Below are 23363 nucleotides of genomic sequence, written 5' to 3' on the forward strand. Positions count from 1 at the left end.
TCATGGCGGAGGCAACGTTCGGCCGGTGGCGCAAGAGCAGCCGCAGCGGCAACGAAAGCAACTGTGTCGAGCTGGCCTGGCGCAAGAGCAGCCGCAGCGGCAACGAAGGAGCCTGTGTCGAACTGGCGCACACCGCCACGTCCGGCGCGATCCGCGACAGCAAGAACCCCGACGGCGGTCGCCTTGAGGTTCCGCTGGCCACCCTGATCGCCGCGATCATGACCTGGTGACCGACCCGGATCACCCACCTGGTCAGGCCGTCCCCACGACGGCCTGACCAGGACCCGCACGTCCAGCCTGCCGCAACCCTCAAGTCGTCAACAGACCCCGTGCATGCGGTACGACACGGTGGCCGAACCGTCGGCGTCGCGGTGTCGGGACCAGCCTCCGGCTCGCGCGGGGACGACAGCATCGGATCGCCCTGGGCGGGCACGACCTTGGACCACCCCCGCTCACGCGGGGACGACACGCCGTCGCATGGATTGACAGCGATAAGCCGGGGACCACCCCCGCTCGCGCGGGGACGACGACGGCCCGTGGAACGTGATCGACACCGTGCAGGGACCACCCCCGCTCGCGCGGGGACGACCCGAGCGCCGGCATGACGCCGTCGGACAGGACGGGACCACCCCCGCTCGCGCGGGGACGACCACACCGACGTGAAGGTGTACGCCAAGGGCGCGGGACCACCCCCGCTCGCGCGGGGACGACGGTGCGGTTCGCGCCGAACTGGTGGATTGTCCATGGACCACCCCCGCTCGCGCGGGGACGACGACCTGGACACCGCCACGGCCCAGTTCGGCGACGGACCACCCCCGCTCGCGCGGGGACGACTGCTCGACGTACCGCACGCCGGGGGCGCCGTCCGGACCACCCCCGCTCGCGCGGGGACGACCCCGAGTGAGTTCGGTAACCGGACGAACCGGCCGTTGGGGGACCACCCCCGCTCGCGCGGGGACGACGCGCTCTCGCCGGTGCTCCTCTGGGGAGCCCGCGGACCACCCCCGCTCGCGCGGGGACGACTGCTTCGTTGTCGACTACGTGGACGGCGATAAGGGACCACCCCCGCTCGCGCGGGGACGACACTTGTTGACCTGCGATGATATCGGCGGTGTGGCCGTTTTTGCATCACTTTCCGATTTTTTCATCGGCTGATGAATCGCTGCTCTCCATGTTCACTGCTACGGCGACATCATCGTGAGTCTGTTGGGCTGTTGGAACGGTGGGGGCCGGGTCGTCGATGTCAGGGCATGAACACTGGGGGTGGCGTGGGTTCGTGGTGGTCGGTGTGGGCGAAGTCGTGGCCTCATTCGCCGGCGGAGGTGGAGCAGTGGTTGCCGCTCCACCAGCATCTTGACGATGCGCAGGGCGTGGCGGGGTTGTTGTTCGACGACTGGGTTCCCGGCCCGGTGGTGCGCACGATCGCCGAGGATGCCGGGATCTCCGGGGCCGATGTTCGTGACCTGGTGGTGTGGCTGGCCGCTGTGCATGACGTCGGGAAGGCGAGTCCGGCGTTCGCTGTTCAGGTGCCGACGCTGTGTCAGGCGATGGCTGGTGACGGGTTTCGGGTGGACCCCGGCATGGTCGCCGCCGCGAAGGACGACCGGACTCGGTCGCGGGTGAACCACGCGTTGGTGGGGCATGTCGCGGTGTTCGACTGGTTGTCGGCGCGGGGCGTGGACGCTGACGACGCGTGTGCGTTGGCGTCGGTGGTCGGGTCGCATCACGGGGTCGCGCCGGAGTGGACACGGCTGACGGAAGTCATCGAGCAGATCCCCTACGCCGGTGGCGGACCGTGGAGCCAGGCCAGGGCCGAGGTGCTGACCCGCGCGGCACACCGGTGTGCGCCGACGTTCCCTCGACTGTCCACGCCGAGCCTGGTGTTGCTGACGGCGTTGGTGATCGTCGCGGATTGGATCGCGTCCAACGCGGAGTACTTTCCGTTGTGGTCGCTGGGAAGGACGGGTGGGCCGGACGACACGCGGACGCAGCGGCGGCTCACCGAGGGCTGGTCGCGGCTGGGGTTGCCGCGTCGGTGGGTGGCGCCGGTGCCGGGGGAGGCGCGGGCGACGTTCGCGACACGGTTCGGGTTCGCCGGGGAGGACATCCGGGACGTGCAGGTCGGCGCGGTCGAGGCGGCGCGGGCGATGTGCGGGTCCGGGTTGGTGATCGTCGAGGCGCCGATGGGGGAGGGGAAGACGGAGGCGGCGTTGCTGGCCGCCGAGGTGTTGGCGCACGACGCCGATGCCAACGGGTGTTTCGTGGCGCTGCCGACCCAGGCGACCACCGACGCGATGTTCGACCGCGTCCGGTCGTGGCTGGACCGCCTGCCGGGCGGGGCGACGATGGCGCTGGCCCACGGGAAAGCGCACCTCAACGACCGGTACCGGGGGCTGGCCCGGCGGGCGCGGGTGGTGAGCGAGAGCGGCGCGGTGGCGCACGACTGGCTGCGGGGACGGAAGAAAGCCGGTCTGGCCAGCTTCGTCGTCGGAACGATCGACCAGGTGCTGTTCGCCGGGTTGAAGACGCGGCACGTCATGCTGCGGCATCTCTCGCTGGTCGGCAAGGTCGTGATCATCGACGAGGTGCACGCCTACGACGTGTACATGTCCCAGTACCTGCACCGGGTGTTGCGGTGGCTGGGCGCCTACCGGGTGCCGGTGATCCTCCTGTCGGCGACGCTGCCCGACGCGCGGCGCGCGGAACTGCTCCGTGCCTACGATCCCGCCGCCGACGTGCCGGCCGCCCATCCCGGCTATCCGGTGATCACCGCGACGAACCAGCCCCCGAGAACGTTCCCGATGCCCGACCGCGCGGTGCCCGTCGTGCTGGACCGCTTGGATGACAACCTGGAGACTCTGTCGGCCTACCTGCGGGAACATCTGCGGGACGGCGGCTGCGCGGTGGTGGTGCGCAACACGGTCGGCAGGGTGCAGGAGGCCGCCGCGCACCTGGCGAACGAATTCGACGTGACGATCAACCACGCCCGGTTCCTTGCCTGCGACCGGGCGGCGAAGGACCAGGATCTACTGCGACGGTTCGGCCCGCCCGGCAGGTCCGAGGAGCGGCCGTCCTGTCATGTGGTCGTTGCTTCCCAGGTGGTGGAACAGTCGTTGGACATCGACTTCGACCTCATGGTGACCGATCTCGCGCCGGTCGACCTTGTGCTGCAACGCATGGGGCGGCTGCACCGGCATACCCGCGAACGACGTCCGGACGCGGTGATGCGGGCGCGGTGCGCGATCACCGGCGTCGACTGGTTGGCGACGCCGCCCGCGCCGGTGCGCGGCTCGACCGCCGTCTACGAGGAACACCACCTGCTGCGCGCTGCCGCGCTGATCGACCGCGACACCGTCACCCTGCCACGGGACATCGCCCCTCTGGTCCAGGCCGCCTACGGCGACGACCCCCTCGGCCCACCGAACTGGCGCCCAACCATGGACGACGCCCGTCAGCGCGCCGACCACCGAGCCCAACGCCGCCACGACGCCGCCACAACCTACCTGCTGGGCGAACCCGGCCCGGGTGACCTGGTCGACTGGCTCCAAGCCCACGCCGGCGAGGCACACGACGAAGGCCCCCGCGCCCTGGCCCAGGTCCGCGACGGCGCGGAATCCCTGGAAGTCCTCGTCGTACAACGCGACGTCGACGGTGGACTGCGCACGCCGGACTGGGTACCCGGCGGCGGCCAGCAGATTCCCCTGCTGGGAGAACTGGAATGGCGACTGGCACGGATTCTCGCCTCGTGCACCCTACGTCTGCCCCGCGCGTTGAGCCACGAAGGCGTGATCGACGCCGTGATCGATGAACTGGTACAGACGAAGATCGACAGTTTCCAGCAGACCCCCACCCTGTCCGGCCACCTCATCCTCCCGCTCGACGATGACCGCCACGCCGTGCTCCACGACCACCACCTCACCTACGACCTCGCATGCGGCCTCCTCCACGAACCGGTCGACGGCTCCCGCTGAGCCCTGTTCGTTCTCTCGCCGCCGTGCGTGGGGTGGAGCGCCGCGAGGCTGGGGCATGGGATGGTTGGGGTGCCGCACGTGGAACCAGGACCGCAGCGGGCGGTAATTCAACTGCCAGGGAAAAGATGAGAAAGTGATGCTGGAATCGGAGTTCCAGTGCTATCGCCCCAGGTCAGGAAGTGTCGTCCCCGCACACGCGGGGCTGGTCCCCACCCAGCGAAGGTGAGCGGGGCGCCAGACACGTCGTCCCCGCGCACGCGGGGCTGGTCCCGTGCGCGAGGTGACTGTGCCGCGTCGCCAGCCTGTCGTCCCCGCGCACGCGGGGCTGGTCCGACCTGTCGGACATGCTCGCTGGCATCGGCCGCGTCGTCCCCGCGCACGCGGGGCTGTGTCGCCCGGTGCGGTTCCGGGGTGTGCGGCCTGTGGGACAACTGCGGGGCTGGGGCGGATCGGCTTCTGGCGGCTGAGTGTGCGGTGGGGCCGTCAGGGCTGGCGAGATTGCCGCTGAGTTGGCCGGGGCGGGGCTCGCGTCCGAACCCGGTCAACTCAGCGAACATTCGTCGCGGTTCAGTGAAACGAAAGGCTACGGCCGGTCGATGACGTTCACGTGAGATGACGTCGATGTCGTCGTTAATATTCACCGACAGGTCAGACCTTCGAGAACTCTGTGGATGCTGATGTGAGGCTTTCTGTATGAGTGGGTTCGACCTGGTCGTGCGGCCGTGGTTGTTGGCGCGGGATCAGGACGGCGATGTCGTCGAACTGTCGATGGGTGAGATCTTTGGGTCCGCTCATCGGTTGTTGGGGCTGGTCGGGGACGTGCCGACACAGGTTTTCGCGCTGACGCGGTTGCTGTTGGCCGTGCTGCACCGGTCGGTTGGCGGGCCTCGGGATGTCGCGGCCTGGCGGGAGTTGTGGCGTGCGGAAACGTTGCCAGTAGACGATATTGACCGGTACCTCCAGGCGCACCGGCACCGGTTCGATCTCGCGGACCAGACGGAGCCGTTCTTCCAGGTGGCCGGGTTGCGGGTCGCGGACGGGTCGGTGTCGGACCTGTCGAAGCTGATTGCCGACGTTCCCAACGGGGCGCCTTTCTTCACCACACGAATCGGCGGGAGGCTGACGCTCGCGGCCGCCGAGGCGGCGCGCTGGCTGGTGCACTGTCAGGCGTTCGACACCTCCGGGATCAAATCCGGTGATCCGAGCGATCCGCGCACCAAGAATGGAAAAGGCTATCCCATCGGTGTTTCCTGGTCGGGACATCTCGGTGGTGTCCTCGTGGGTGGCCGAACTCTGCGCGAGACCCTGTTGCTGAATCTGATTCCGCGTGATTTCACGCAAGCGGCGGACGCGGATGATCGACCGCCGTGGGAGCGACCCCAATTGGGAGCCGCGGAGGAGGTGCCGGGCGGGCGTGCGCCGACAGGTCCGGTCGAGCTGTTCACCTGGCAGTCCCGGCGGGTGCGGTTGGCGTGGGACGACGGCCTGGTCACCGGGGTGCTGATCGGCAACGGAGACCGCCTCACACCGCAGAACATGCACCCGTTCGAGCCGCACACGCTGTGGCGGCGCAGCGAGACCCAGGAGAAGAAGCTGCGGTCGTCGGTGCCGGTCTACATGCCGCTGGAACACAACCCCGAGCGCGACATCTGGCGCGGACTGCAGTCGATGCTGCCGGACACCGGGGCCGCCACCGTCGAGAACCGGTTGACAGCGACGGTGTTGCGGTGGGTCAGCTCCCTCGCCATGAGGCGGGTGCTGGACACCGGGTATCCGCTGGAACTGCGCGCGATCGGCATGCACTACGGCGCCCAGAGCTCCACTGTCGCCGACATCGTGGACGACGCGTTGAGTCTGCGGGCGATCTTGTTCGCGCAGGACGCCGCTGCGTTGATCGGGTCGGTGAAACAAGCGGTGGAGCACAGCGAGGCCGGCGCGAACGCGGTGGGCCGGCTCGCGGAGAACCTCGCCGTCGCGGCCGGATCGCGGGACATCACCGGCGGGCACCGGCTTCGCGCCACGGAACAGGCCTACAGCGTGTTGGACCCGCTGTTCAGGACCTGGCTGGCCGGGCTCGACGAGAACACCGACGCGTCGACCTGTCTCGCCCAGTGGCATCGCACGGCGCTGGACGCACTGCGTGAACTGGCCGACGACCTGGCCGCGACGACCCCGCCGGTGGCGTGGGTTGGTCGCGACGACCGTCAGGGACGCCGGATCACCTCGGTGCATGCCCGCAAGTGGTGCGGGGACGCCCTGCGCAAGACCTTCCAGTACGCCGCACCGTCACCATCGAGAACCCCCGTCGGGAGTTGACGTGACCACGAGGACCACACCAGACGCGGACACCGAGCCGGGCGCCGACCGGCCGATCGCGGTCATCGTCGGCGCGCGGGTCACCCAGTTGCAGGGTGGGTACCTGCGTGACGACGCCTCGGCGGTCGCCGCGTTGGCGCGGCTGCGGCGGGGGGCGGGCAAGCCGGCGGGCAGCGTCCTGGACATCCTGGAGTTCACCCACGCCGAGGAGTTCGCCCGGGACTGGCATCGGGACGAGCCGAGCTACGCCGAGAACGCCGCGCATGTCGCCATGACACTCTTCGCGCTGCACCAGCAGTCCCAGCGTCGCGCGGTCCACGTGCAGGGCCGTCCGTTCGGCAGCGCGGTGCGTGCGCTCGACAAGGACGCGCGGTCGGACGGGCCGGTCGCGCGCCGGTTCGCCGCCCTGGGCACCGCCGACAGCTTCGCCGAGCTGACCCACCACCTGCGGGGACTGGTGCAGCTGATGCGAGCGGCGAACGTCCAGTTCGACTACGGGCAGCTGGCCCGCGACCTGTGGGTCTGGCAGCTGCCCGGCCGGGCTCCCCAGGTGCAGAACCGGTGGGGGCGCGACTACCACTTCCCCCGCACCAGCAGGATCGACGCCGAGCAGAAGGACGCCGCGCAGTGAACCGAACGATCATCGACATCCACGTCGTGCAGACCGTGCCGCCGAGCAACATCAACAGGGACGACACGGGTAGTCCGAAAAGTGCGGTTTACGGCGGTGTGCGGCGGGCCCGGGTGTCGAGTCAGGCGTGGAAGCGCGCGACCAGGGACGCCTTCGACGACCTGCTCGACCGCTCGGAGCTGGGGGTGCGCACCAAGCAGGTGGTCGAGCTGCTGACCGAGCGGATCACCGAGCGCGCGCCGGAACTGGCGGAGCGGGCGGTCGAGCTGGCCACGGCGGTGCTCGGTGCCGCCGGCGTGAAGCTGAAGGCGCCGCGCAACAAGAAGGACGGCCCGGAGGAGTCGGAGTTCCTGCTGTTCCTGAGCAACCACCAGCTCGACGGGCTGGCCGAACTCGCCGTCGAGGCCGCCGGTGACGAGACGCCGAAGATCGACAAGGCCGCCGCCAGGGGGCGGGCCGACCGGGAGCACTCGGTCGACGTGGCGTTGTTCGGGCGGATGCTGGCGAACCTGCCCGACCTCAATGTCGAGGCGGCCGCGCAGGTGGCGCACGCGATCAGCGTGCACGCCGTCGCCAACGAGTACGACTACTTCACCGCCGTGGACGACCACAAGGCCGCCGACGTGACCGAGGACGCCGGCGCCGGCATGATCGGCACCGTCGAGTTCAACTCCGCCACCCTGTACCGGTACGCCAACGTCGACGTCGACCGGCTGCACGGCACGCTCGGCGACGCCACGGCGACGCGGCGCGCGGTGGAGGCGTTCGTGCGCGCCTTCGTCACCAGCATGCCCACCGGCAAGCAGAACACCTTCGCCAACCGTACGCTGCCCGACGCGGTGCTGGTCGTGGCGCGCGAGACCCAGCCGATCAACCTCGCCGGCGCCTACGAGGAGGCGATCCGCGAGGGCGAGAAGGGCGGGCGGGTCACCGGCGCGGTGGCGCGGCTTGCCCGGCACGCCGACGAACTGCACGCCGCCTACGACGAGACCCCGGTCGCGGCGTGGGCCGTGGGGGTGGGGGAGCGTGGCGAACTGCTCGCCGAGATCGCCAGCCCGGTGTCGCTGGACGGCCTGGTCGGAGGCGTGGGAGAACTGGTCGCAGAGCGGTCGGTGCGGTGACCGCGTTGGTGCTGCGGCTGGCGGCGCCGTTGCAGTCGTGGGGCACGAGCAGCCGGTTCGTGCGCCGGGGCACCGGCCGTGCGCCGAGCCGCAGCGGGGTGATCGGCATGCTCGCCGCCGCCCAGGGCCTGCGGCGCACCGACTCGCTGCAACAACTGCTGGGGCTGCGGATCTGGGTCCGCACCGAGCAGAACGGCCGCGTGGAGCGTGACTTCCAGACGGCCCGATCCCGTGACGGGTCCGAGGTGATGCCGTTGTCCTACCGCTACTACCTGGCCGACGCGGTGTTCGCCGTCGCCGTCGAAGGGCCGGTGGAGGTGCTGGACGGGCTGCGGGAGGCGTTGCGTCGCCCGGTGTTCCCCGTGTACCTGGGGCGTCGTTCCTGCCCGCCCGCCGGCAGGCTCGACCACGGTCTGCACGACGGTGACGTGGAGAGCGTCCTGGAAACGTTGCCGTGGCTGGCCTCACCCGCCGTGCGGCGAGCGGCCGGGCCCACGGCAGAACTGACCGTCCACCGCGACTGCGACCCCGGCACTCCGGGCAGCGAACTCGTACACGACGTGCCGGTCTCGTTCGACCCCGCCCACCGCCAGTGGGGGTGGCGGTCGGTGATCCGCTACCCGGTGACGGTGCCCAACCCGGCGGCCGAGCCGGTCGCCGACCCGCACGATCCGATGGACCTGCTCGGAGATGCTGTCTGATGTACCTGACGCAGTTCGAGATCAACCCCGTCCGGCGGGGCGCGCGCAGTCTGCTGTCCTCGCCGCAACGGATGCACGCGGCGGTGCTCGCGGCGTTCACCGCCGAGGAACGCGAACCCACCGACGCGGGCCGCATCCTGTGGCGGGTCGACCAGCGCGGAACCCAGACACTGCTCTACCTGGCCAGCCCGCACCGGCCCGACCTGACCCACCTCGTCGAACAGGCGGGCTGGCCGACCAAGACCACCTGGCGCAGCGGCGACTACCAGCGCCTGCTGGACCGACTCATCGCCGGTGAGCAATGGGCCTTCCGGCTCACCGCCAATCCTGTCCACAGTGGACGTAAGGAGGGTGCGGGACGTTCGCAGCGGTTCGGGCACGTCACCGCCGCCCAGCAGCACGGATGGCTGACCGGTCGCGCCGAACGTCACGGCTTCGCGATCGTCACCGGCGACCACAAGGAACCCGACCTGATCGTGCGTGACCGCAAGATCGTGCGGTTCGCCCGCCAGGGCCGCCAGGTCAGCATCGCCACCGCGACCTTCGAAGGACGCCTGACCGTCACCGATCCAGACGCGCTGAGGAATGCGCTTACCCGGGGGATCGGCCCCGCCAAGGGCTACGGCTGCGGACTGCTCACGCTGGCCCGCTGATGCCCGAGATCCCGGGCGCCAAACCCGTCCCGCTCGGCCAACTCACCCGAGCGTCGGACCGGTTGAGCTTCGTGTACCTCGAACACTGTGTTGTGCACCGCGATTCCAACGCGATCACCGCCCGCGACGCCCGGGGCACCGTGCACCTGCCGGCGGCGACGCTCGGCGCGTTGCTGCTCGGCCCCGGCACCACCGTCAGCCAACAGGCGATGGTCCTGCTCGCCGAGTCCGGCTCCACGGCGGTGTGGGTCGGTGAGCGCGGCGTGCGGTACTACGCGCACGGCCGCACCCTCACCCAGTCCTCGCGGCTGCTGGAACGCCAGGCCGAACTGGTGTCCAACCGCAACTCCCGCCTGACGGTCGCGCGGCGGATGTATGCGATGCGGTTTCCCGGTGAGGACGTCAGTGGATCGACCATGCAGCAGCTCCGTGGGCGCGAAGGAGCCCGAGTCCGGCGTCTGTACCGGGCACACTCCCAACGCACCGGTGTCGAATGGGACGGCCGGGACTACGACCCGATGAACTTCGACGACGGAACCCCGGTCAACAAAGCGCTTTCCGCCGCGAACACCAGCCTTTACGGTGTGGTGCACGCCAATGACCGTCATCGTCGTCACCGCCTGCCCCGTCGGCCTGCGCGGACACCTCACCCGGTGGCTCATGGAGATATCGCCAGGGGTGCTCGTCGGTGAGATCACCGCTCGCGTCCGCTCGCTGGTCTGGACGCGGGTCACCGAGATGGCCAAAACCGGACGCGCCATCATGGTGTTCTCCGCCGACAATGAGCAAGGTCTCGACTTCGCCGTCCACAACCACGACTGGACACCTGTCGATCACGAAGGCCTCCACCTCATGCTCCGTCCCGACGGTGGAGCTCCGGTCGTGCGGAAGACCGGGTGGAGCGATGCCGCCAAACGGCGCCGCTACGGGAGAAGCTGAAACCCTTCGCCGGCATGCCGAGGTTCCTGCCGTTCCGGGCAGGCTGCCTGCGCCGAAACGAGCGTCTACGCCCGTTCACGGCCTCCGCAGCGGTGGCGTAACCAGCCCCGCTCGCGCGGGGACGACCCGCCGGCCGTGCCGTACACGGAGTCCGCCGCGGGACCAGCCCCGCTCGCGCGGGGACGACACTTCTTGAGCTGGGACGATACCTCTGGTTCGGCAGTTCTGGCATCACTTTGGAATTTATTCTCTGATTGTTGAATTGAGGGCGCGTGTTGGGGTGGTGTCTGCTCGGATCGTGGCGGGTGCTGCCCGGGACCGGTTCGCCACCCGGCCCGCCAGGACAGGGAGTCGCACGGGCTTTGGTTGCGCGGTGAACCCCGGTCAGCGGGTGGTGGCCAGGATGACGAGGAACTGACCGCCGCCCGGTTCGATCTTGGCGTTCACCGGTAGGCCGGGGACCAGGCGGGAGAAGCGGTCGACCAGCCAGTCCGCCGCGTCCTGGGCGTCCTGCCTGGTGGGGCAGCGGGCGACCATTTCCCGGCCGCCTTTGCGTTCCAGTCTGGTGGCCACGGTGATCAGCGGCGCGGGGTCGACCACGTGCAGACGGTCCGGCCACGCGATGACGACCTTGACCGCGCCCTTGCGGGTGTTGCACGCGCGGTGCGCGAGTCGTTCGGGCACCTTGGCCTTGCGGTCGGTGGTGCGGCTGTCGACGCTGGGGCCCCTCGGGTCGTTCACCGATCTGTCGAGGTCGACGGGCTCGTCGCACACCCAGCAGCGGCCGCCGTCCCGGGCGGCCACGTCGTCGAGGAGAGTCACCGGGAGAAACTAGCCTGCGCGGGCCCGACACCGACCCTAGGGTGGCTGTCGTGATCACCGAGGAACAGCGGGCCGCCCGTTCGCGGCGGGCCCGGGACGCCGCTGTCGACGCCGGGACCGCGCTGGGGCTGGACGCCTCCGAGGCAGAGGTCGTGTACGACGTGTTCTCGGTGGTGGTGGATCTCGCGCCCGCACCCGTCGTCGCCCGGGTGCCGGTGGTGACGCCCCGAGGTACCTCGTCGGCGGGGTTCCAGCGCACCGAGCTGGACGTGGCGCGGTGGTTGGCGTCGGTCGGGGTGCCGACCGTGGTGCCCAGTGGGCTCGTGCCGGCGGAGCCGGTGGTGCGGGACGGGTTCGCGATGACCTTCTGGGAGAAGGTCGTCGATATCGTTCCCAGTGACTACGACCCGGTGCGGCGGATGCCCGACGTCGCCCGGCTGCACTCGGTGCTGGCCCGCTACCCGGGCGAGACCGGGTTCTTCCCGGGCATGCGGGGGTACGTCGACCTCGCCTTCGACGACCTCGAAGGCAGTGACCTGCTGGCCGCCGACGATCTGGCCCGGGCCCGCGCCGAGTGGCGGCTGCTGTCACCGGCCGTCGAGTCGCCGGCGGGGTTCGCCGCGATGTTCCCAGGCGTGTCCGTGCAGGTGGTGCACGGGGACGCGCCGTTCTACAACCTGATCGAGACCGGTGACACCACCCTGTACTCCGACTACGAGCACGTCGGGGTCGCGCCGGTCGAGTGGGACCTCGCGCACACCGGCGAGGAGGCGATCGCCGCGTACGAGGACGCCGCGGTCGACCTGGGACTACGGACGGTCGACCGCGGCGTGCTGTCGGCGATGGAACGTGTGCGCGACCTGCAGATGGTCGCCTGCCTCGCGCTGGTGCCCCAACTCCCGCTGCTGGTCGAGGGACTGTCCTCGACCGTCGAGACCTGGCGGGCCAGCGCACCCTGGCCGGGCTGACCCTCAGCAGTACAGGTTGCCGCCGGGGGACACCCCGAGCAGCTGGGTGAACTGCTGGTACTTCGTCACTCGGCTCTGGACCTGGCCCGGGTTGCCGCCGTCGCACTCCAGCGCACCGTTGATACTGCGGATCGACTGACCGAAACCGTGCCCGCCGGTCATCGCCGTGTGGCCCGACATCGAGCCCGGCCCGCTCTGGGTCATCCAGTACCACAGCCCGGTCTTCCACGCCACGGCCGCGTCGTTCTGCACCAGCCACGGGTTGGTCAGCAGCGGCAGGCCCAACGCGTTGCCGGCCGCGTTGTAGTTGAAGTTCCAGCTCAGCTGGATCGGGCCGCGCCCGTAGTACGCCGCCTGCCCGGCCGGACAACCGTAGGGCTGGTTCGGGTCGCAGTAGTGCGGGTAGTTGTCCTGGTTCTGCTCCACGATGTGCACCAGGCCACCGGTCTCGTGGGACACGTTCGCCAGGAACGCCGCCGCTTCCTGCCGCCGGACCGTGTCGCTGCCGGTGTTCGCGAACGCCGGGAACGCGCTCATCGCGGTCCGCAGACCACTGTAGGTGTAGAACGGGTTCCGGCTCGGGAACATCTGGTTGAACTGGGCCTCGCTGACCACGAACCCGCCGGGGTCGGGGTCACCGCCGCCGTCACAGCTGTACGGGTCCCAGAACCAGTGGCTGATCACCGGGTCGTAGCCGGGATTCGCGTGCACGGTGATGTAGTAGTTGCCGTCGGTGTAGCGCACGATGTCGCCGGGGTTGTACTGCCTGCCGGCCTGCCAGGCCGGATAGTCGCAGGCGGCGGCCGGTGCCGGTGCGGGCGGGGCGGCCGAGGCCGGGGTGCCCAGGACCACCGAGGTCGCCAACACCGCGACGAGGACCAGTATGCGACGCAACGCCATTGTTACTCCTTCGCGCAGGGGAACGATCGGAGCTGACGTCACCAGACAAGCATGATTGGTCTAAACCAGTCAAGGCATGGTACAGACCACCCATGGCCTGTCGGGGGCGCGGCGTCGGCCGCGCCCCCGCCTCACCCCCGGTCCTGGTCGACACCCGCGAAGGTGGCGAAGGCGATGATGTTGTCGCGGTAGCTGTCGGCGTCGTCGTCGAACGAGCCGCCGCAGGTGATCAGGCGTAGTTCCGGTTCGGCGGTGTTGCCGTAGACCGCGTCGGCCGGGAACTCCTTCTTCGGGATCTGCTCGGTGCGGTCCACGACGAATCGGGCCACCTGGCCGTCCTCGCGGCCGACGCGGATCTCGTCGCCCGGCTTCAGCTCGTGCAGGCGGGCGAAGATGCCGTCCTGGCCGCCGCCGTTGACGTGGCCGAGCACCACCGACGGGCCGGTCTGGCCCGGCGTCGGACTGTGCTCGTACCAGCCGGCCTGCATCGGCTGCTCCACCGGCGGGACCTCGACCGTGCGGTCGTCGTTGAGGCCCAACGGGACCAACGACGAGTGCGTGGCGATCGCCGGCACGTCGATCCACAGTGGACGCGACGCCGGCAGACCGGCGACCGTGGTCTGCTCCGGCGCGGAGGACGTCGAGGTCACCTCGCGCGGGGTGGAATCGGACGTCGGCGACGGCGTCGGTGACGAGCAGGCGGTCAGGGCGGCGAGCAGCAGGGAGACCGCGGCCACGCCGCGGCCTCCCCAGGTGCGCAAGCCCACGATCAGTGCGAGCCCGCGCGACGACGGCGCAGCGCCAGCACGATCCCACCGGCCGCGACGACCGCGGCACCGGCGGCGCCACCGGCCACCGCCAGGTCCGTGCCGGAGTCAACGGGTCCCCCGCCGGTCTCCGGGGCGCCGTCCGGGCGCTCCCTGACCTGGGGACTCGCGCCCTCGAGCTTCTCGTCCCTGGCCTTCTCGTCCTCGGCCGGCACGGCCTCCGGCGGCTCGGCGTCACCCGGGGCGGGCGGCTTCGGCGCGGCCGTCGGGTCCTCGGCGGGCGTGGTCGCCACCGGCGCGGATGGCGTCTCGTCGGCCAGCGCGGTTCCCGTGGTCAGCGGCAGCGCCACCGCCCACAGCACGGCTCCGGCGGCCAAGGCTCGGCCCAGCTTCATGGATGTCCTTCCCTCAGGGGTCTCCGGCGACTGCCGGACGGCGCCCAGTCTGGCGAGCCGATTTCAGGATCCTGTGTGCCGAATATGAAGAACCTGTTCGGATTCCGGGCCCGGGTACGCCCACCAGGGATACTGCGGGGGTGTACGCACAGGTACTGGTCGCCGAGGACGACCCCAAGCAGGCCGAGCTGATCCGGCGCTACCTGGTGCACGACAACCACACGGTGATCGTCGTGCACGACGGGCGGGCCGCCATCGACGAGGCCCGCCGCCGCAGACCCGACCTGGTGGTCCTCGACGTGATGATGCCCCGGGTCGACGGGCTGGACGTGTGCCGCGTGCTGCGCGCCGAGTCCGACGTGCCGATCGTGCTGCTCACCGCCCGCACCACCGAGGACGACGTACTGCTGGGCTTCGACCTGGGCGCCGACGACTACATCACCAAGCCCTACAGTCCCCGCCAGCTCGCCGCCAGGGTGCGTGCCGTGCTGCGCCGCTCGCACCGCGCCGGCGACCGGGCCCATCCGGTGCTCACCGCCGGTGACCTGGTCGTCGACCAGCAGCGGCACGAGGTCACGCTGCGCGGCGCCCCGCTGGACTGCACGCCGGCCGAGTTCCGGCTGCTGGCGGTGCTGGTCGCCGAGCCTGGACGCACCTTCAGCCGGGGGCAGCTGCTCAGCCAGGCGTTCGGCATGGACAAGTTCGTCACCGAACGAACCGTGGACGTGCACGTGATGAACCTGCGGCGCAAGCTCGAACCCGACCCGCGCAACCCCGTCCACCTGCTGACCGTGTACGGGGTCGGCTACAAACTCAGCGACAGCGGCGCCGATGACCCGACGGCATAGCCTGCTCACCCGGCTGCTGGCGATGTCGGTCGTCGTCGCCGGCTGCTCGGTCGGCGCGTCGGCGTGGCTGGCCGCGCAGAGCACCACCGGGGCCATCAACCAGGAGATCGGCGAGTCGTTGGCCACCGACGCCGAGATCTACGACCGGCTCCTCGGCCACGCCGCGACCCACGCCGACTGGGCCGGCGTGCGCGCGCTGGTGGACACCGTCGCCGAGGAGACCGGGCGGCGGATCACCGTGACCACCCCGTCCCGGAAGGTGATCGCCGACTCCGGCGGCAGCACCGACACCACGCTGCCCAGCACACCGACCGCCGTGGTCGACCCGCTGGCGGTCGACCCGGTGCTCAAGCCCGACGCCGGCAAGGCCGGGATCGACGCGCGCGCCGTCGGCCCGTACCGGCTGCCCGCCGTCGAACGCGCCCAGCTGCGCCGGGTCGCCCAGTCGCGGTTGGACTGCCTGCGCAAGTACGGCCGCGACGGCGTGATCGTCGAGAAACCCAACGGCCGCCTGGCCGTCGAGGAGGTCACCGGCGCGCCGAGGGAGGAGTCGGTCCCGGAGGCGCCGGTCGCCGACACCACCCCGGCCGAGGGCGTGGCGGAGCGGGAGGCACCCCAGGCCGAACCGGATCGTCCCCCCGGCGACGACGTGGCGATCCCGGGGGACCCCAAGATGACTGGCGATGCCGGCGTGACCCCGGGCTGTGACGAACAGGTCACGGCGACCAGGACCGAGCAGGCGGCGAGCACCGAGCTGCTGACCCTGGTCAACGCCTGCCTGGACCGGCAGGGCAAGGCGCCGCTGCTGCCCAAGGTCGCCGACCTGCCCTCCCCGGACGAGCTCCGGCCGGCACCCGACGACCAGCGCTGTGTCGACTCCGCCCGCCGTGAGCAGCTCGCCGCCCACGTGTCCGAGCCCGCGTACCTGTACATCGCGCGGCCGGGCGGGAAGGCCGCCCCGGTCGACCTGTCCACGGTGGGCTACTCGCGGATCGCGTGGACCGCGCTGGCGGTGCTGGTGCTGACCGTCGGCGTGACCGCGCTCGCCGCGACCCGGCTCGTGCGGCCCATCCACGCGATCACCTCCGCCGCCCGCAAGATGGGCGAGGGCGACCGGTCCGCGCGCGTGCGGACCAGGGCGCGCGGCGAGATCGGCGAGCTGGCCGCCACGTTCAACCGGATGTCCGAGCAGATCGAGACCGCCGAGCGGCAACGCCGGACCATGGTCAGCGACGTCGCCCACGAGCTGCGGACCCCGCTGGTGAACATCCGGGGCTGGCTGGAAGCCTCCCAGGACGGGATGGCGAAGCTGGAACCGGCGCTGGTCGCCTCGCTGGTCGAGGAAACCGTGCTGCTCCAACACATCATCGACGATCTGCAGGACCTGGCGCTGGCCGACGCCGGCAAGCTGCGGATGCACCCCGAGCAGGTGCACGTCCGGTCGATCCTCGCGCAGGTCGCCTCCGCCCACCAGAGCCAGGCCAACGCCTCGGCCGTCGAACTGCGGGTCGTCGTCGCCGGCGAGCCCGACCTGTCGGCCGACCCGACGCGGCTGCGTCAGGCGCTGGGCAACCTGGTGTCCAACGCCGTGCGGCACACCCCGGCCGGTGGCCGGGTGACGTTGTCGGCGCGCCAGGAGGACGGGGTGGTGATCGAGGTCGCCGACACCGGGTCGGGGATCGACGCGGCGTCGCTGCCGCACGTGTTCGACCGGTTCTGGCGGGCGGACCGCTCGCGCAGCCGCGCGTCCGGGGGCAGCGGGCTGGGGTTGGCGATCACCCACCACCTGGTGGCGGCGCACGGCGGCCGGATCCAGGTGCGCAGTGCGGTGGACGTGGGGACGACGTTCACCATCCACCTGCCGCCACGGCCGATCGGTGACGGATCGTGAGGGCGGCGGTGACGAGCAACAGAGCGGCCGCCTGCGCCACGCCCAGGGAGATCAGCAGCGCCGGCCGGTCCTGTGCGGTGGTGAACCGGGCGTAGTCGACGAGGGTGAGGACCCGCTCGGCGAGGACGGCCACCGCCAGGACGGGCAGGGCACCGGTCCACGGGCCGACGCGGCCGGTCGCGAGGCAGCCCACACCGGCGACGACCACCGCGACACAGAGCATGCCCGGCCAGTCCAGCGGAACCGGGCCCGGTGTCTGGGTGGCGAACGCCACCGCCGCCACCAGCACGATCCCCACCGGCAGGGCGACCAGCCACGGCCTGGCCCGCACCGGCGGGGCGTCGCGGTGGAAGGCGGCCAGGGCCAGCACCGGCAGCGCGGCGCTCAGCACCAGGCCGGCGGCGCTCGCGACCGACAGGCCACCGGCGACCACGTCGGTCACGGTCATCGCCACGAGCGGGGCCAGTGCCGCCACGCCGAGCCAGCCGGCGGCACGCCGGTGGCCGGCCAGCAGGGTCAGGTAACACACCGTCCACAGCAGACCGACGAGGACTTCCACGGTGTCCAGATCGGACACCCGGTAGGTCGGGAACCTGGCCTGCGCCACCACCAACGACACCACGGCGACGACCGAGGCGACCGCGTGCACCAGCAGCCCGGCGAGGGCGACGTGCCGCACGACCTCCCCTCGGGCGACCGAGCGGGCCGGCGCGCCGGCTCCGCCCAGACGCAGCCGCACGGCCAGGCCCGCGACGCTCGCGACCTCCCGCCAGTCCGGCCACCCGTACTCGGCATCGAACTCGTCGTCGGACAGGGCGTCGGACAGGGCGTCGGACAGGGCGTTGTCGGATCCGGCGTTGGTGGACTCGGGGTCGCCGGGCTGGGGGTTGTCGGATTCGGCGTTGTCGAGCACGCGGGCGTCGGGCTCGCGGGCGGTGGATTCGCGGGTGAGGAGGAAGGTGTCGACCATGTCGTCGGCCCACCGGGCGCGGTGGTCGGCGGGCAGCAGGCGCAGGACCTGGCGGTAGCGGCGTTCGAGCGGGGTCATGCCGTGCCCTCCGCGCGGTGCCACGACCGCAGCCGGTCACGGGCGACGCGGGCGTTGGCGGCCTGCCGGTCGACCTCGTCGGCCAGGCGCTGCCGGCCGGTGTCGGTGAGGCGGTAGTAGCGGCGCAGCCGGCCGTTGGCGATCTCCTCGCGGTCGTGCTCGGCCAGGCCGTCGGTGACCAGGCGGTCGAGCACGCCGTAGAGGGTGCCGACCCGCAGGCGCACCCGCCCGTCGGACAGGTCGGTCACCTCGCGGACGATCCCGTAGCCGTGTCGGGGCTCGTCGACCAGTGCCGTGAGCACGAAGAACGCCTGTTCACTGACCGTCATGCGAGGAGTATATATCGGCTGGCGAGCTATAGCCGTCACGGACCCCGCGGACGCGGCGACACTCGGATGACATCGCACCGACAACCCATGGGGGACAAGGAATGCGCAGCAGATCAGCGGTGCTGGCGGTGGTGGTCGCCGCGGCCTGGCTCGTCGCGCCGCCGGCGGCCACGGCCCAGGCGGCCGACTGCGGGCCGATGGACGTGGCGCTGGTGCTGGACACCACGGCCAGCATGGACGCGGCACTCGACGACCTCAAGGCGGGGATCGGCGGGGTCACCTCGGCGATCGAGACGGCGTCGGGGGGTGACTACCGGATCGGGCTGATCACGTTCGACAACGAGGTCCAGGTGCGGTCGGCGTTCGTCCCCGGGAACAAGGCGGCCATCGACACGGTGGTGCCCACACTGTCCGGGCCGACGGGGACCAACCTGCCGGAGGCCTCGGACGAGGCCGTGCACACGGCGGTGCGGACGTTGGGGGTGCGTCCGCACCAGAGCGGTGGGTTCACGGCCGGATGGCGGTCGCAGGCGACCAAGGCCGTCGTTCTCGTGACCGACGCGTTGCCCGGTGGGTTCGATGACCTGCACGGGCCCGCGGATCTTGCCAGTGCGCAGGCGGCGGGGCAGGCCGCGTTCGACCGGGGGATCAGGATCCACGCGGTGCATCCGCCGAATCCCGCCGACGACCCGGTCGCCGTGGGTGCGGTGATGGCCGGGTACGCGGGCTCCACCGGTGGAATCTCGGTGACCGGTACGGAGATCGCGGACCTGATCACGGGTGTGGTGACCACCTGCCGGCGGACCGACGCCTTCGTCCGGGACGCTGTCGCGGATGTGGGGGCCGAGCCGGGGGCGGTGGCCTCACAGAGTCCGGATATCAGTCTGTGTCCTGGCCAGGTGTGGTGTGCGCCGGCTGCCGAGGTCACGGCCGATCCGGGGACCGGTGTGTTCGTTCACGTGCGGATGAGCAACGCCGGCGGCGGTACGTCCGTTGGTGTGCTGAAGCTCTATCGGTCGTTGTTCCACGGGAACGGACAGTGGCCGTTGCAGTGGTCCCAGATCGGTGCGGTGCCGGTGTCCGTGCCTGCCGGCGGGAAGACCGTTGTCCTTCCCTGGGCGAGCGTGGTCGCTGACCAGAGCTTCCTGGTGCGCTGGGTCAGTGGATCGGATCCGATGGCGTTCGCCGAGGGCAGTGGGATCTCGTTCAACGTCCGGAGCAACAACAACGTGGCGTGGCGCCGGATCGTGGTCAATCCCGAGCCTGGGTGATGGGCCGAACGGAGCAATCGGGAACGGGTTTCCTCGTCGTGCCAACGCGTTCTGGAGCGTCGTAGTTCTAGGGGACAGGGATTTCCGACGTGAAGGAGACGTGGTGGGTCTACGGAGACTGTGGGTGGTTGGTGCGGTGACCGCACTGGCCGCTGTGCTGGTGGCGGGTGTGTCACCGGGGGCGGTGGCCCAGGAGCGGGCCGCCGCGAACCCCGGCCTGGGTGAGCCGGTGTCGGTGACGTTGGTCAGTGGGGACCGGGTCCTGTGGTGGGGCGACCGGCCGTCCGATCCGTTGCGGATCGAGCCGGCGCCCCGGCCCCATCCCGTGCCCTACCAGGACCTGTGGGATGGCGGGGATCGTTACCTCATCCCGGGGGACGCGGCCGGGCTGGTGGGTCGCGGGATTCTGGACCGGGAGTTGTTCAACGTCAGTGGGCTGGTTCGGCAGCGCTACGACGACGCGCACACCAATGCCGTGCCGTTGCTGGTGGAGACCTCGGGGCGCACCGCCGCCCCGGCCGGTGCCACGGTGCGGCGGGCACTGCCGGAGTTCAACCTCACCGCCCTGGACCAGGGCAAGAACACCACGTCCGGGTTCTTCCAGGGGCTGGATCGGCCGGCCGCCCGCAGCGCCTCGGGTGTGCGGCGGGTGTGGTTGAACAAGCGGGTTCGGGCCACCCTGGACCAGAGTGTGCCGCAGGTGGGGGCGCCGGCCGCGTGGGAACGCGGCGCCACCGGGGACGGGGTCCGGGTCGCGGTGCTGGACACCGGGATCGACACCGATCATCCCGATCTCGCGGGGAAGACAGTGGTCAGCAAGGACTTCACCGGGGGCGGTGGGGTTGAGGACGGACACGGGCACGGGACGCACGTCGCGTCGATCGTGACCGGGTCCGGGGCGGCGTCGCAGGGGCGCTACCGAGGGGTGGCTCCGGACGTCTCGCTCGCGGTCGGCAAGGTGCTTGACGACAGCGGGTGGGGCACGGACGACGGTGTGCTCGCCGGAATGCGGTGGGCCGCCGCCGAATCCGGTGCGAAGGTGGTCAACATGAGCCTCGGTGGGCAACCCACCGACGGGCAGGACCCCATGTCCATCGCGGTGAACACGCTCAGCCGCGAGTACGGGACGCTGTTCGTGATCGCCGCCGGGAACTACGGGCAGGACCAGTCGGTCGGCTCACCGGCAACCGCGGATGACGCGTTGTCGGTGGGCAGTGTGTCCAAGACCGACTCGCCGAGCGACTTCTCCAGTCGGGGACCGCGGCTCGGCGACGGCGCGGTCAAGCCGGAGATCAGCGCGCCGGGCGGTGCCATCGTCGCCGCCCGGCCAGGGGGTGTCGAGCCGATCGGGGAGCCGGTCGGGGACGGGTACCAGCGGCTCGACGGCACGTCGATGGCCGCTCCGCATGTTGCCGCCGCTGCGGCAATGCTGGCCCAGCAGCATCCGGACTGGTCCGTCCAGGAGCTGAAGTCGGCGCTGGTGTCCAGTGCCGCTGAGGTGCCCGGGGCGACCGTGTCGCAGGTCGGTGCGGGGCGCCTCGACCTGGATCGGGCGAGCGCCACGTCCGTCATCGCCACCGGGGCGGTGTCGGCGTATCTGCCGTGGCCCAACGCCGGAGCGGTCGAGCGGCGCACGGTGACCTGGACGAACTCCGGGGACGCGCCGGTCACCCTGGCGTTGGAGGCCGCCCTGGTCGACGACGCCGGCGAGCCGGCACCCGCCGGACTGGTGGCGCTTGCCGAGGACAGTGTCACCGTTCCGGCTGGCGGCAACGCGTCGGTCGACCTGGTCGTCACCGGGCAGGACGGGCACACCGGGATCCACACCGGGGTGCTCGTCGCCGACGACGGGACCGTGCGCACCCGCACGGCGATCTCGGTGTACCAGCAGGAACAGCGGCACGCCTTCACCCCCACCCTGGTCGGCCGCGACGGCGGCCAGGTGGACCAGCGGTCGGCGGCCTACCTCTACAACCTGGACACCGGCGAGGAAACCGTCGCCGCCTCCGGCCAGACGATCAGCCTGCCGGGCGGCCGCTACGCCGTGCACGCGTGGATCATGACCGACGTCCCGGGCGGCGAACCGACCGGCGCGATGATCAGCCACCCGGAACTGACCCTGGACCAGGACCTCACCCAGGTCTTCGACGCCAGGATCGGCCAGCCCGTCACCGCCGAACCGGACGACCCGGACGCCAACGGCGGCACGCACGAACTGCGCGTGCTGTCCACCGTGGACGCGTGCGACTGCCCGTACGGGCTCTACAGCGACGTCGACGCCCGGTTCGTGCGGCTGTTCGCCGCGACCCTGCCCGGCACGTCGTCCGACACCTACGTCATCACCCACGCCCGCCGGGCCATCCAGCCGAGGCTGGAGATGCTGGCCGACGACGGCGAGCCGTTCGCCGTCAAGCTGGAGCAGCTGATCGACGAGCCACCGGCGGAGGACGGCACGTTCACCCTCGTCCACGGCGGCTCTGGCACCGAGGAGGACCTCGCCGGGATCGACGCCACCGGCAAGATCGTGGCCATCGAGTACGACCCGATGATCGGCCGCGCCGAGTGGCTGCGCCGGAGTGTGAACATCGCCAAGGCCGGCGGCACGCTGGCGGTGGTCCGCTTCCTGGACACGGGTGCGGCGCCGCCGGCCGCGACCAGCGAACCGGTCGACGGCGAGCCGGCGCCGACCCTGTTCGGCACCGGCAACGGCACCGTGGCGCGGCTGGTGGAGCTGGCCGAACGCGGCGAGACCACCGTCGAGTACGCCAGCCGGCCCTCCACCGACCTGCGCTACGAGCTCGCGCACAGCGCCCAGCGGCAGGTCACCGGCCCGCTCACCTACCGGCCGAGGACCGAGGACCTGGCGACCCTGCGCTCGTCCTACCACGACAGCGCGCCGAACCTGGCCGGCTTCGCCGCCTACCCCACGCTGTTCGGCACCAGCGTCGGCACCGGGTGGATCGGGTTCACCACCGCGCAGCGGGAACGCACGGAGTACTTCACCCCGGGCGACTGGGACCTGCTCTGGACCGGCGGCCCGAGCGACCTGTCCGACCGGGCGACGCTCACCGTGGACCAGCCGTCCCGGATCGCCTGGAACAAGGCGGTGATCGGTCCCACCCTGCGCGGCCTGACGCAGAACTACCTGGGCGAGGCGCCGCACCCGTGGGGCTGGCGCGACGACGGCAAGATCGTCGTCTCGCTGCCGATGTACGGGGACTCGGCCGGCCGGCCACGCCGGCCCGACTCGCTGACCAGCGCCACCGGCTCGCTGACCGTGTACCGGGAGGGCACCGAACTGGGCACGGTCCCGGTGACCGAGTTCGCCGAGTACCCGGTGCCGGCCGACGACGCGGCCTACCGCGTGGTGGCCGACGCACGACGCGACGACGCGGGCTGGACGCAGTCCACAGTGGTCAGCGCGGAGTGGGCGTTCCGGTCGTCGTCGGCCGGTGAGGGCTCGGCGCTGCCGATGCTGACCACACGGTTCGACCCGGCGGTCGACCTGCACAACAGCGCACCCGGCGACCGCACGTTCAGCTTCGCCGCCCACGCCGAACGTCAGGACGGCCCGGCCAGGATCAGGTCCCTGTCGGTCGAGGTCTCCTACGACGACGGCGCGACCTGGCAACGCGCCGAGGTCACCCGCGGCAAGGACCGGTGGCGGGTGACCGTGCGCCACCCCGCCAGCGGATACGCGTCGCTGCGGTCCACCGTGTCCGACGTGGACGGAAACCGGATGACGCAGACGATCGTCCGCGCCTACCGGATCGGCTGACGAACCGGGGTCGC

20 protein-coding genes and 1 CRISPR repeat array are annotated in these 23363 nt (G+C 71.1%); of the genes, 14 read left to right on the top strand and 6 right to left on the bottom strand.

The window, feature by feature from the left end; genetic code table 11:
- Positions 1-2: 2 nt before the first annotated feature.
- The 9 genes from BLA60_RS20960 to cas2e all read left to right on the top strand — a co-directional run bounded on the left by BLA60_RS20960 (position 3) and on the right by cas2e (position 10332).
- On the top strand, positions 3-230 hold the full coding sequence (locus BLA60_RS20960; RefSeq protein WP_075134649.1) for a DUF397 domain-containing protein: 228 nt from the start codon (positions 3-5) through the stop codon (positions 228-230).
- 209 nt (positions 231-439) lie between these two features.
- Positions 440-1084: a CRISPR direct-repeat array (repeat unit 28 nt; unit sequence GGACCACCCCCGCTCGCGCGGGGACGAC).
- Between the two features lie 166 nt (positions 1085-1250).
- On the top strand, positions 1251-3971 hold the full coding sequence (locus tag BLA60_RS20965; RefSeq protein ID WP_075134650.1) for a CRISPR-associated helicase/endonuclease Cas3: 2721 nt from the start codon (positions 1251-1253) through the stop codon (positions 3969-3971).
- A 714-nt stretch (positions 3972-4685) separates the two neighbouring features.
- The gene (casA, locus tag BLA60_RS20970) at positions 4686-6287 is read left to right on the top strand and encodes a type I-E CRISPR-associated protein Cse1/CasA (protein ID WP_162292992.1); all 1602 of its coding nucleotides are present in this window, start codon (positions 4686-4688) and stop codon (positions 6285-6287) included.
- Between the two features lies 1 nt (position 6288).
- Positions 6289-6918, top strand: coding sequence for a type I-E CRISPR-associated protein Cse2/CasB (gene casB / locus BLA60_RS20975; RefSeq protein ID WP_075134652.1), 630 nt, complete (start codon positions 6289-6291; stop codon positions 6916-6918).
- Complete coding sequence (gene cas7e / locus BLA60_RS20980; RefSeq protein ID WP_075134653.1) at positions 6915-8039, top strand: type I-E CRISPR-associated protein Cas7/Cse4/CasC; 1125 nt, start codon at positions 6915-6917, stop codon at positions 8037-8039. Before casB ends, cas7e begins: the two co-directional genes overlap by 4 nt.
- Positions 8036-8740 (top strand): type I-E CRISPR-associated protein Cas5/CasD, encoded by a 705-nt coding sequence (cas5e, locus tag BLA60_RS20985; RefSeq protein WP_075134654.1) that lies wholly within the window; start codon positions 8036-8038, stop codon positions 8738-8740. Before cas7e ends, cas5e begins: the two co-directional genes overlap by 4 nt.
- Positions 8740-9393 carry a type I-E CRISPR-associated protein Cas6/Cse3/CasE gene (cas6e, locus tag BLA60_RS20990; protein WP_075134655.1) on the top strand — a complete coding sequence of 218 codons (654 nt, stop codon included), beginning with the start codon at positions 8740-8742 and terminating at the stop codon, positions 9391-9393. Before cas5e ends, cas6e begins: the two co-directional genes overlap by 1 nt.
- Positions 9393-10085 carry a type I-E CRISPR-associated endonuclease Cas1e gene (cas1e, locus tag BLA60_RS42295; protein WP_154814487.1) on the top strand — a complete coding sequence of 231 codons (693 nt, stop codon included), beginning with the start codon at positions 9393-9395 and terminating at the stop codon, positions 10083-10085. Before cas6e ends, cas1e begins: the two co-directional genes overlap by 1 nt.
- Positions 9991-10332 (top strand): type I-E CRISPR-associated endoribonuclease Cas2e, encoded by a 342-nt coding sequence (gene cas2e, locus BLA60_RS43455; RefSeq protein WP_075134656.1) that lies wholly within the window; start codon positions 9991-9993, stop codon positions 10330-10332. Before cas1e ends, cas2e begins: the two co-directional genes overlap by 95 nt.
- Positions 10333-10716: 384 nt before the next feature.
- Here cas2e and BLA60_RS21005 read toward each other — a convergent pair whose 3' ends face one another.
- Entirely contained in the window at positions 10717-11154 is a 438-nt protein-coding gene (locus tag BLA60_RS21005; protein ID WP_075134657.1) for a hypothetical protein, read from the bottom strand.
- Positions 11155-11204: 50 nt separating this feature from the next.
- Here BLA60_RS21005 and BLA60_RS21010 point away from each other — a divergent pair, with 50 nt between their 5' ends.
- The gene (locus tag BLA60_RS21010) at positions 11205-12122 is read left to right on the top strand and encodes a hypothetical protein (RefSeq protein WP_075134658.1); all 918 of its coding nucleotides are present in this window, start codon (positions 11205-11207) and stop codon (positions 12120-12122) included.
- A gap of 3 nt (positions 12123-12125) precedes the next feature.
- Here BLA60_RS21010 and BLA60_RS21015 read toward each other — a convergent pair whose 3' ends face one another.
- The 3 genes from BLA60_RS21015 to BLA60_RS21025 form a co-directional block, all read right to left on the bottom strand.
- On the bottom strand, positions 12126-13022 hold the full coding sequence (locus BLA60_RS21015; RefSeq protein ID WP_075134659.1) for a glycoside hydrolase family 19 protein: 897 nt from the start codon (positions 13020-13022) through the stop codon (positions 12126-12128).
- 131 nt (positions 13023-13153) lie between these two features.
- A complete protein-coding gene (locus BLA60_RS21020) occupies positions 13154-13759 on the bottom strand; it encodes a class F sortase (RefSeq protein ID WP_245812080.1) in 606 nt (201 codons plus the stop codon).
- Between the two features lie 32 nt (positions 13760-13791).
- The gene (locus tag BLA60_RS21025) at positions 13792-14184 is read right to left on the bottom strand and encodes a hypothetical protein (protein ID WP_075134661.1); all 393 of its coding nucleotides are present in this window, start codon (positions 14182-14184) and stop codon (positions 13792-13794) included.
- 140 nt (positions 14185-14324) lie between these two features.
- On the opposite strand from BLA60_RS21025, the gene BLA60_RS21030 reads away from it, so the two are divergent.
- Positions 14325-15032, top strand: coding sequence for a response regulator transcription factor (locus BLA60_RS21030; RefSeq protein WP_075134662.1), 708 nt, complete (start codon positions 14325-14327; stop codon positions 15030-15032).
- Positions 15016-16923, top strand: a complete 1908-nt coding sequence (locus BLA60_RS21035) for a sensor histidine kinase (RefSeq protein ID WP_075134663.1) — start codon at positions 15016-15018, stop codon at positions 16921-16923. Before BLA60_RS21030 ends, BLA60_RS21035 begins: the two co-directional genes overlap by 17 nt.
- Here the strand turns inward: BLA60_RS21035 and BLA60_RS21040 are convergent.
- Positions 16880-17971, bottom strand: a complete 1092-nt coding sequence (locus BLA60_RS21040) for a hypothetical protein (RefSeq protein WP_075134664.1) — start codon at positions 17969-17971, stop codon at positions 16880-16882. The genes BLA60_RS21035 and BLA60_RS21040 overlap by 44 nt on opposite strands.
- A complete protein-coding gene (locus BLA60_RS21045) occupies positions 17968-18300 on the bottom strand; it encodes a PadR family transcriptional regulator (RefSeq protein ID WP_075134665.1) in 333 nt (110 codons plus the stop codon). The genes BLA60_RS21040 and BLA60_RS21045 overlap by 4 nt, the downstream gene beginning before the upstream one ends.
- A 101-nt stretch (positions 18301-18401) precedes the next feature.
- Here BLA60_RS21045 and BLA60_RS21050 point away from each other — a divergent pair, with 101 nt between their 5' ends.
- Entirely contained in the window at positions 18402-19571 is a 1170-nt protein-coding gene (locus BLA60_RS21050) for a vWA domain-containing protein (RefSeq protein ID WP_154814489.1), read from the top strand.
- A 103-nt stretch (positions 19572-19674) separates the two neighbouring features.
- Complete coding sequence (locus tag BLA60_RS21055) at positions 19675-23349, top strand: S8 family serine peptidase (protein WP_154814490.1); 3675 nt, start codon at positions 19675-19677, stop codon at positions 23347-23349.
- The last annotated feature ends 14 nt before the right edge of the window (positions 23350-23363 follow it).

Origin of the sequence: Actinophytocola xinjiangensis, assembly GCF_001921215.1 — a bacterium.
Classification (GTDB): Bacteria; Actinomycetota; Actinomycetes; order Mycobacteriales; family Pseudonocardiaceae; genus Actinophytocola; species Actinophytocola xinjiangensis.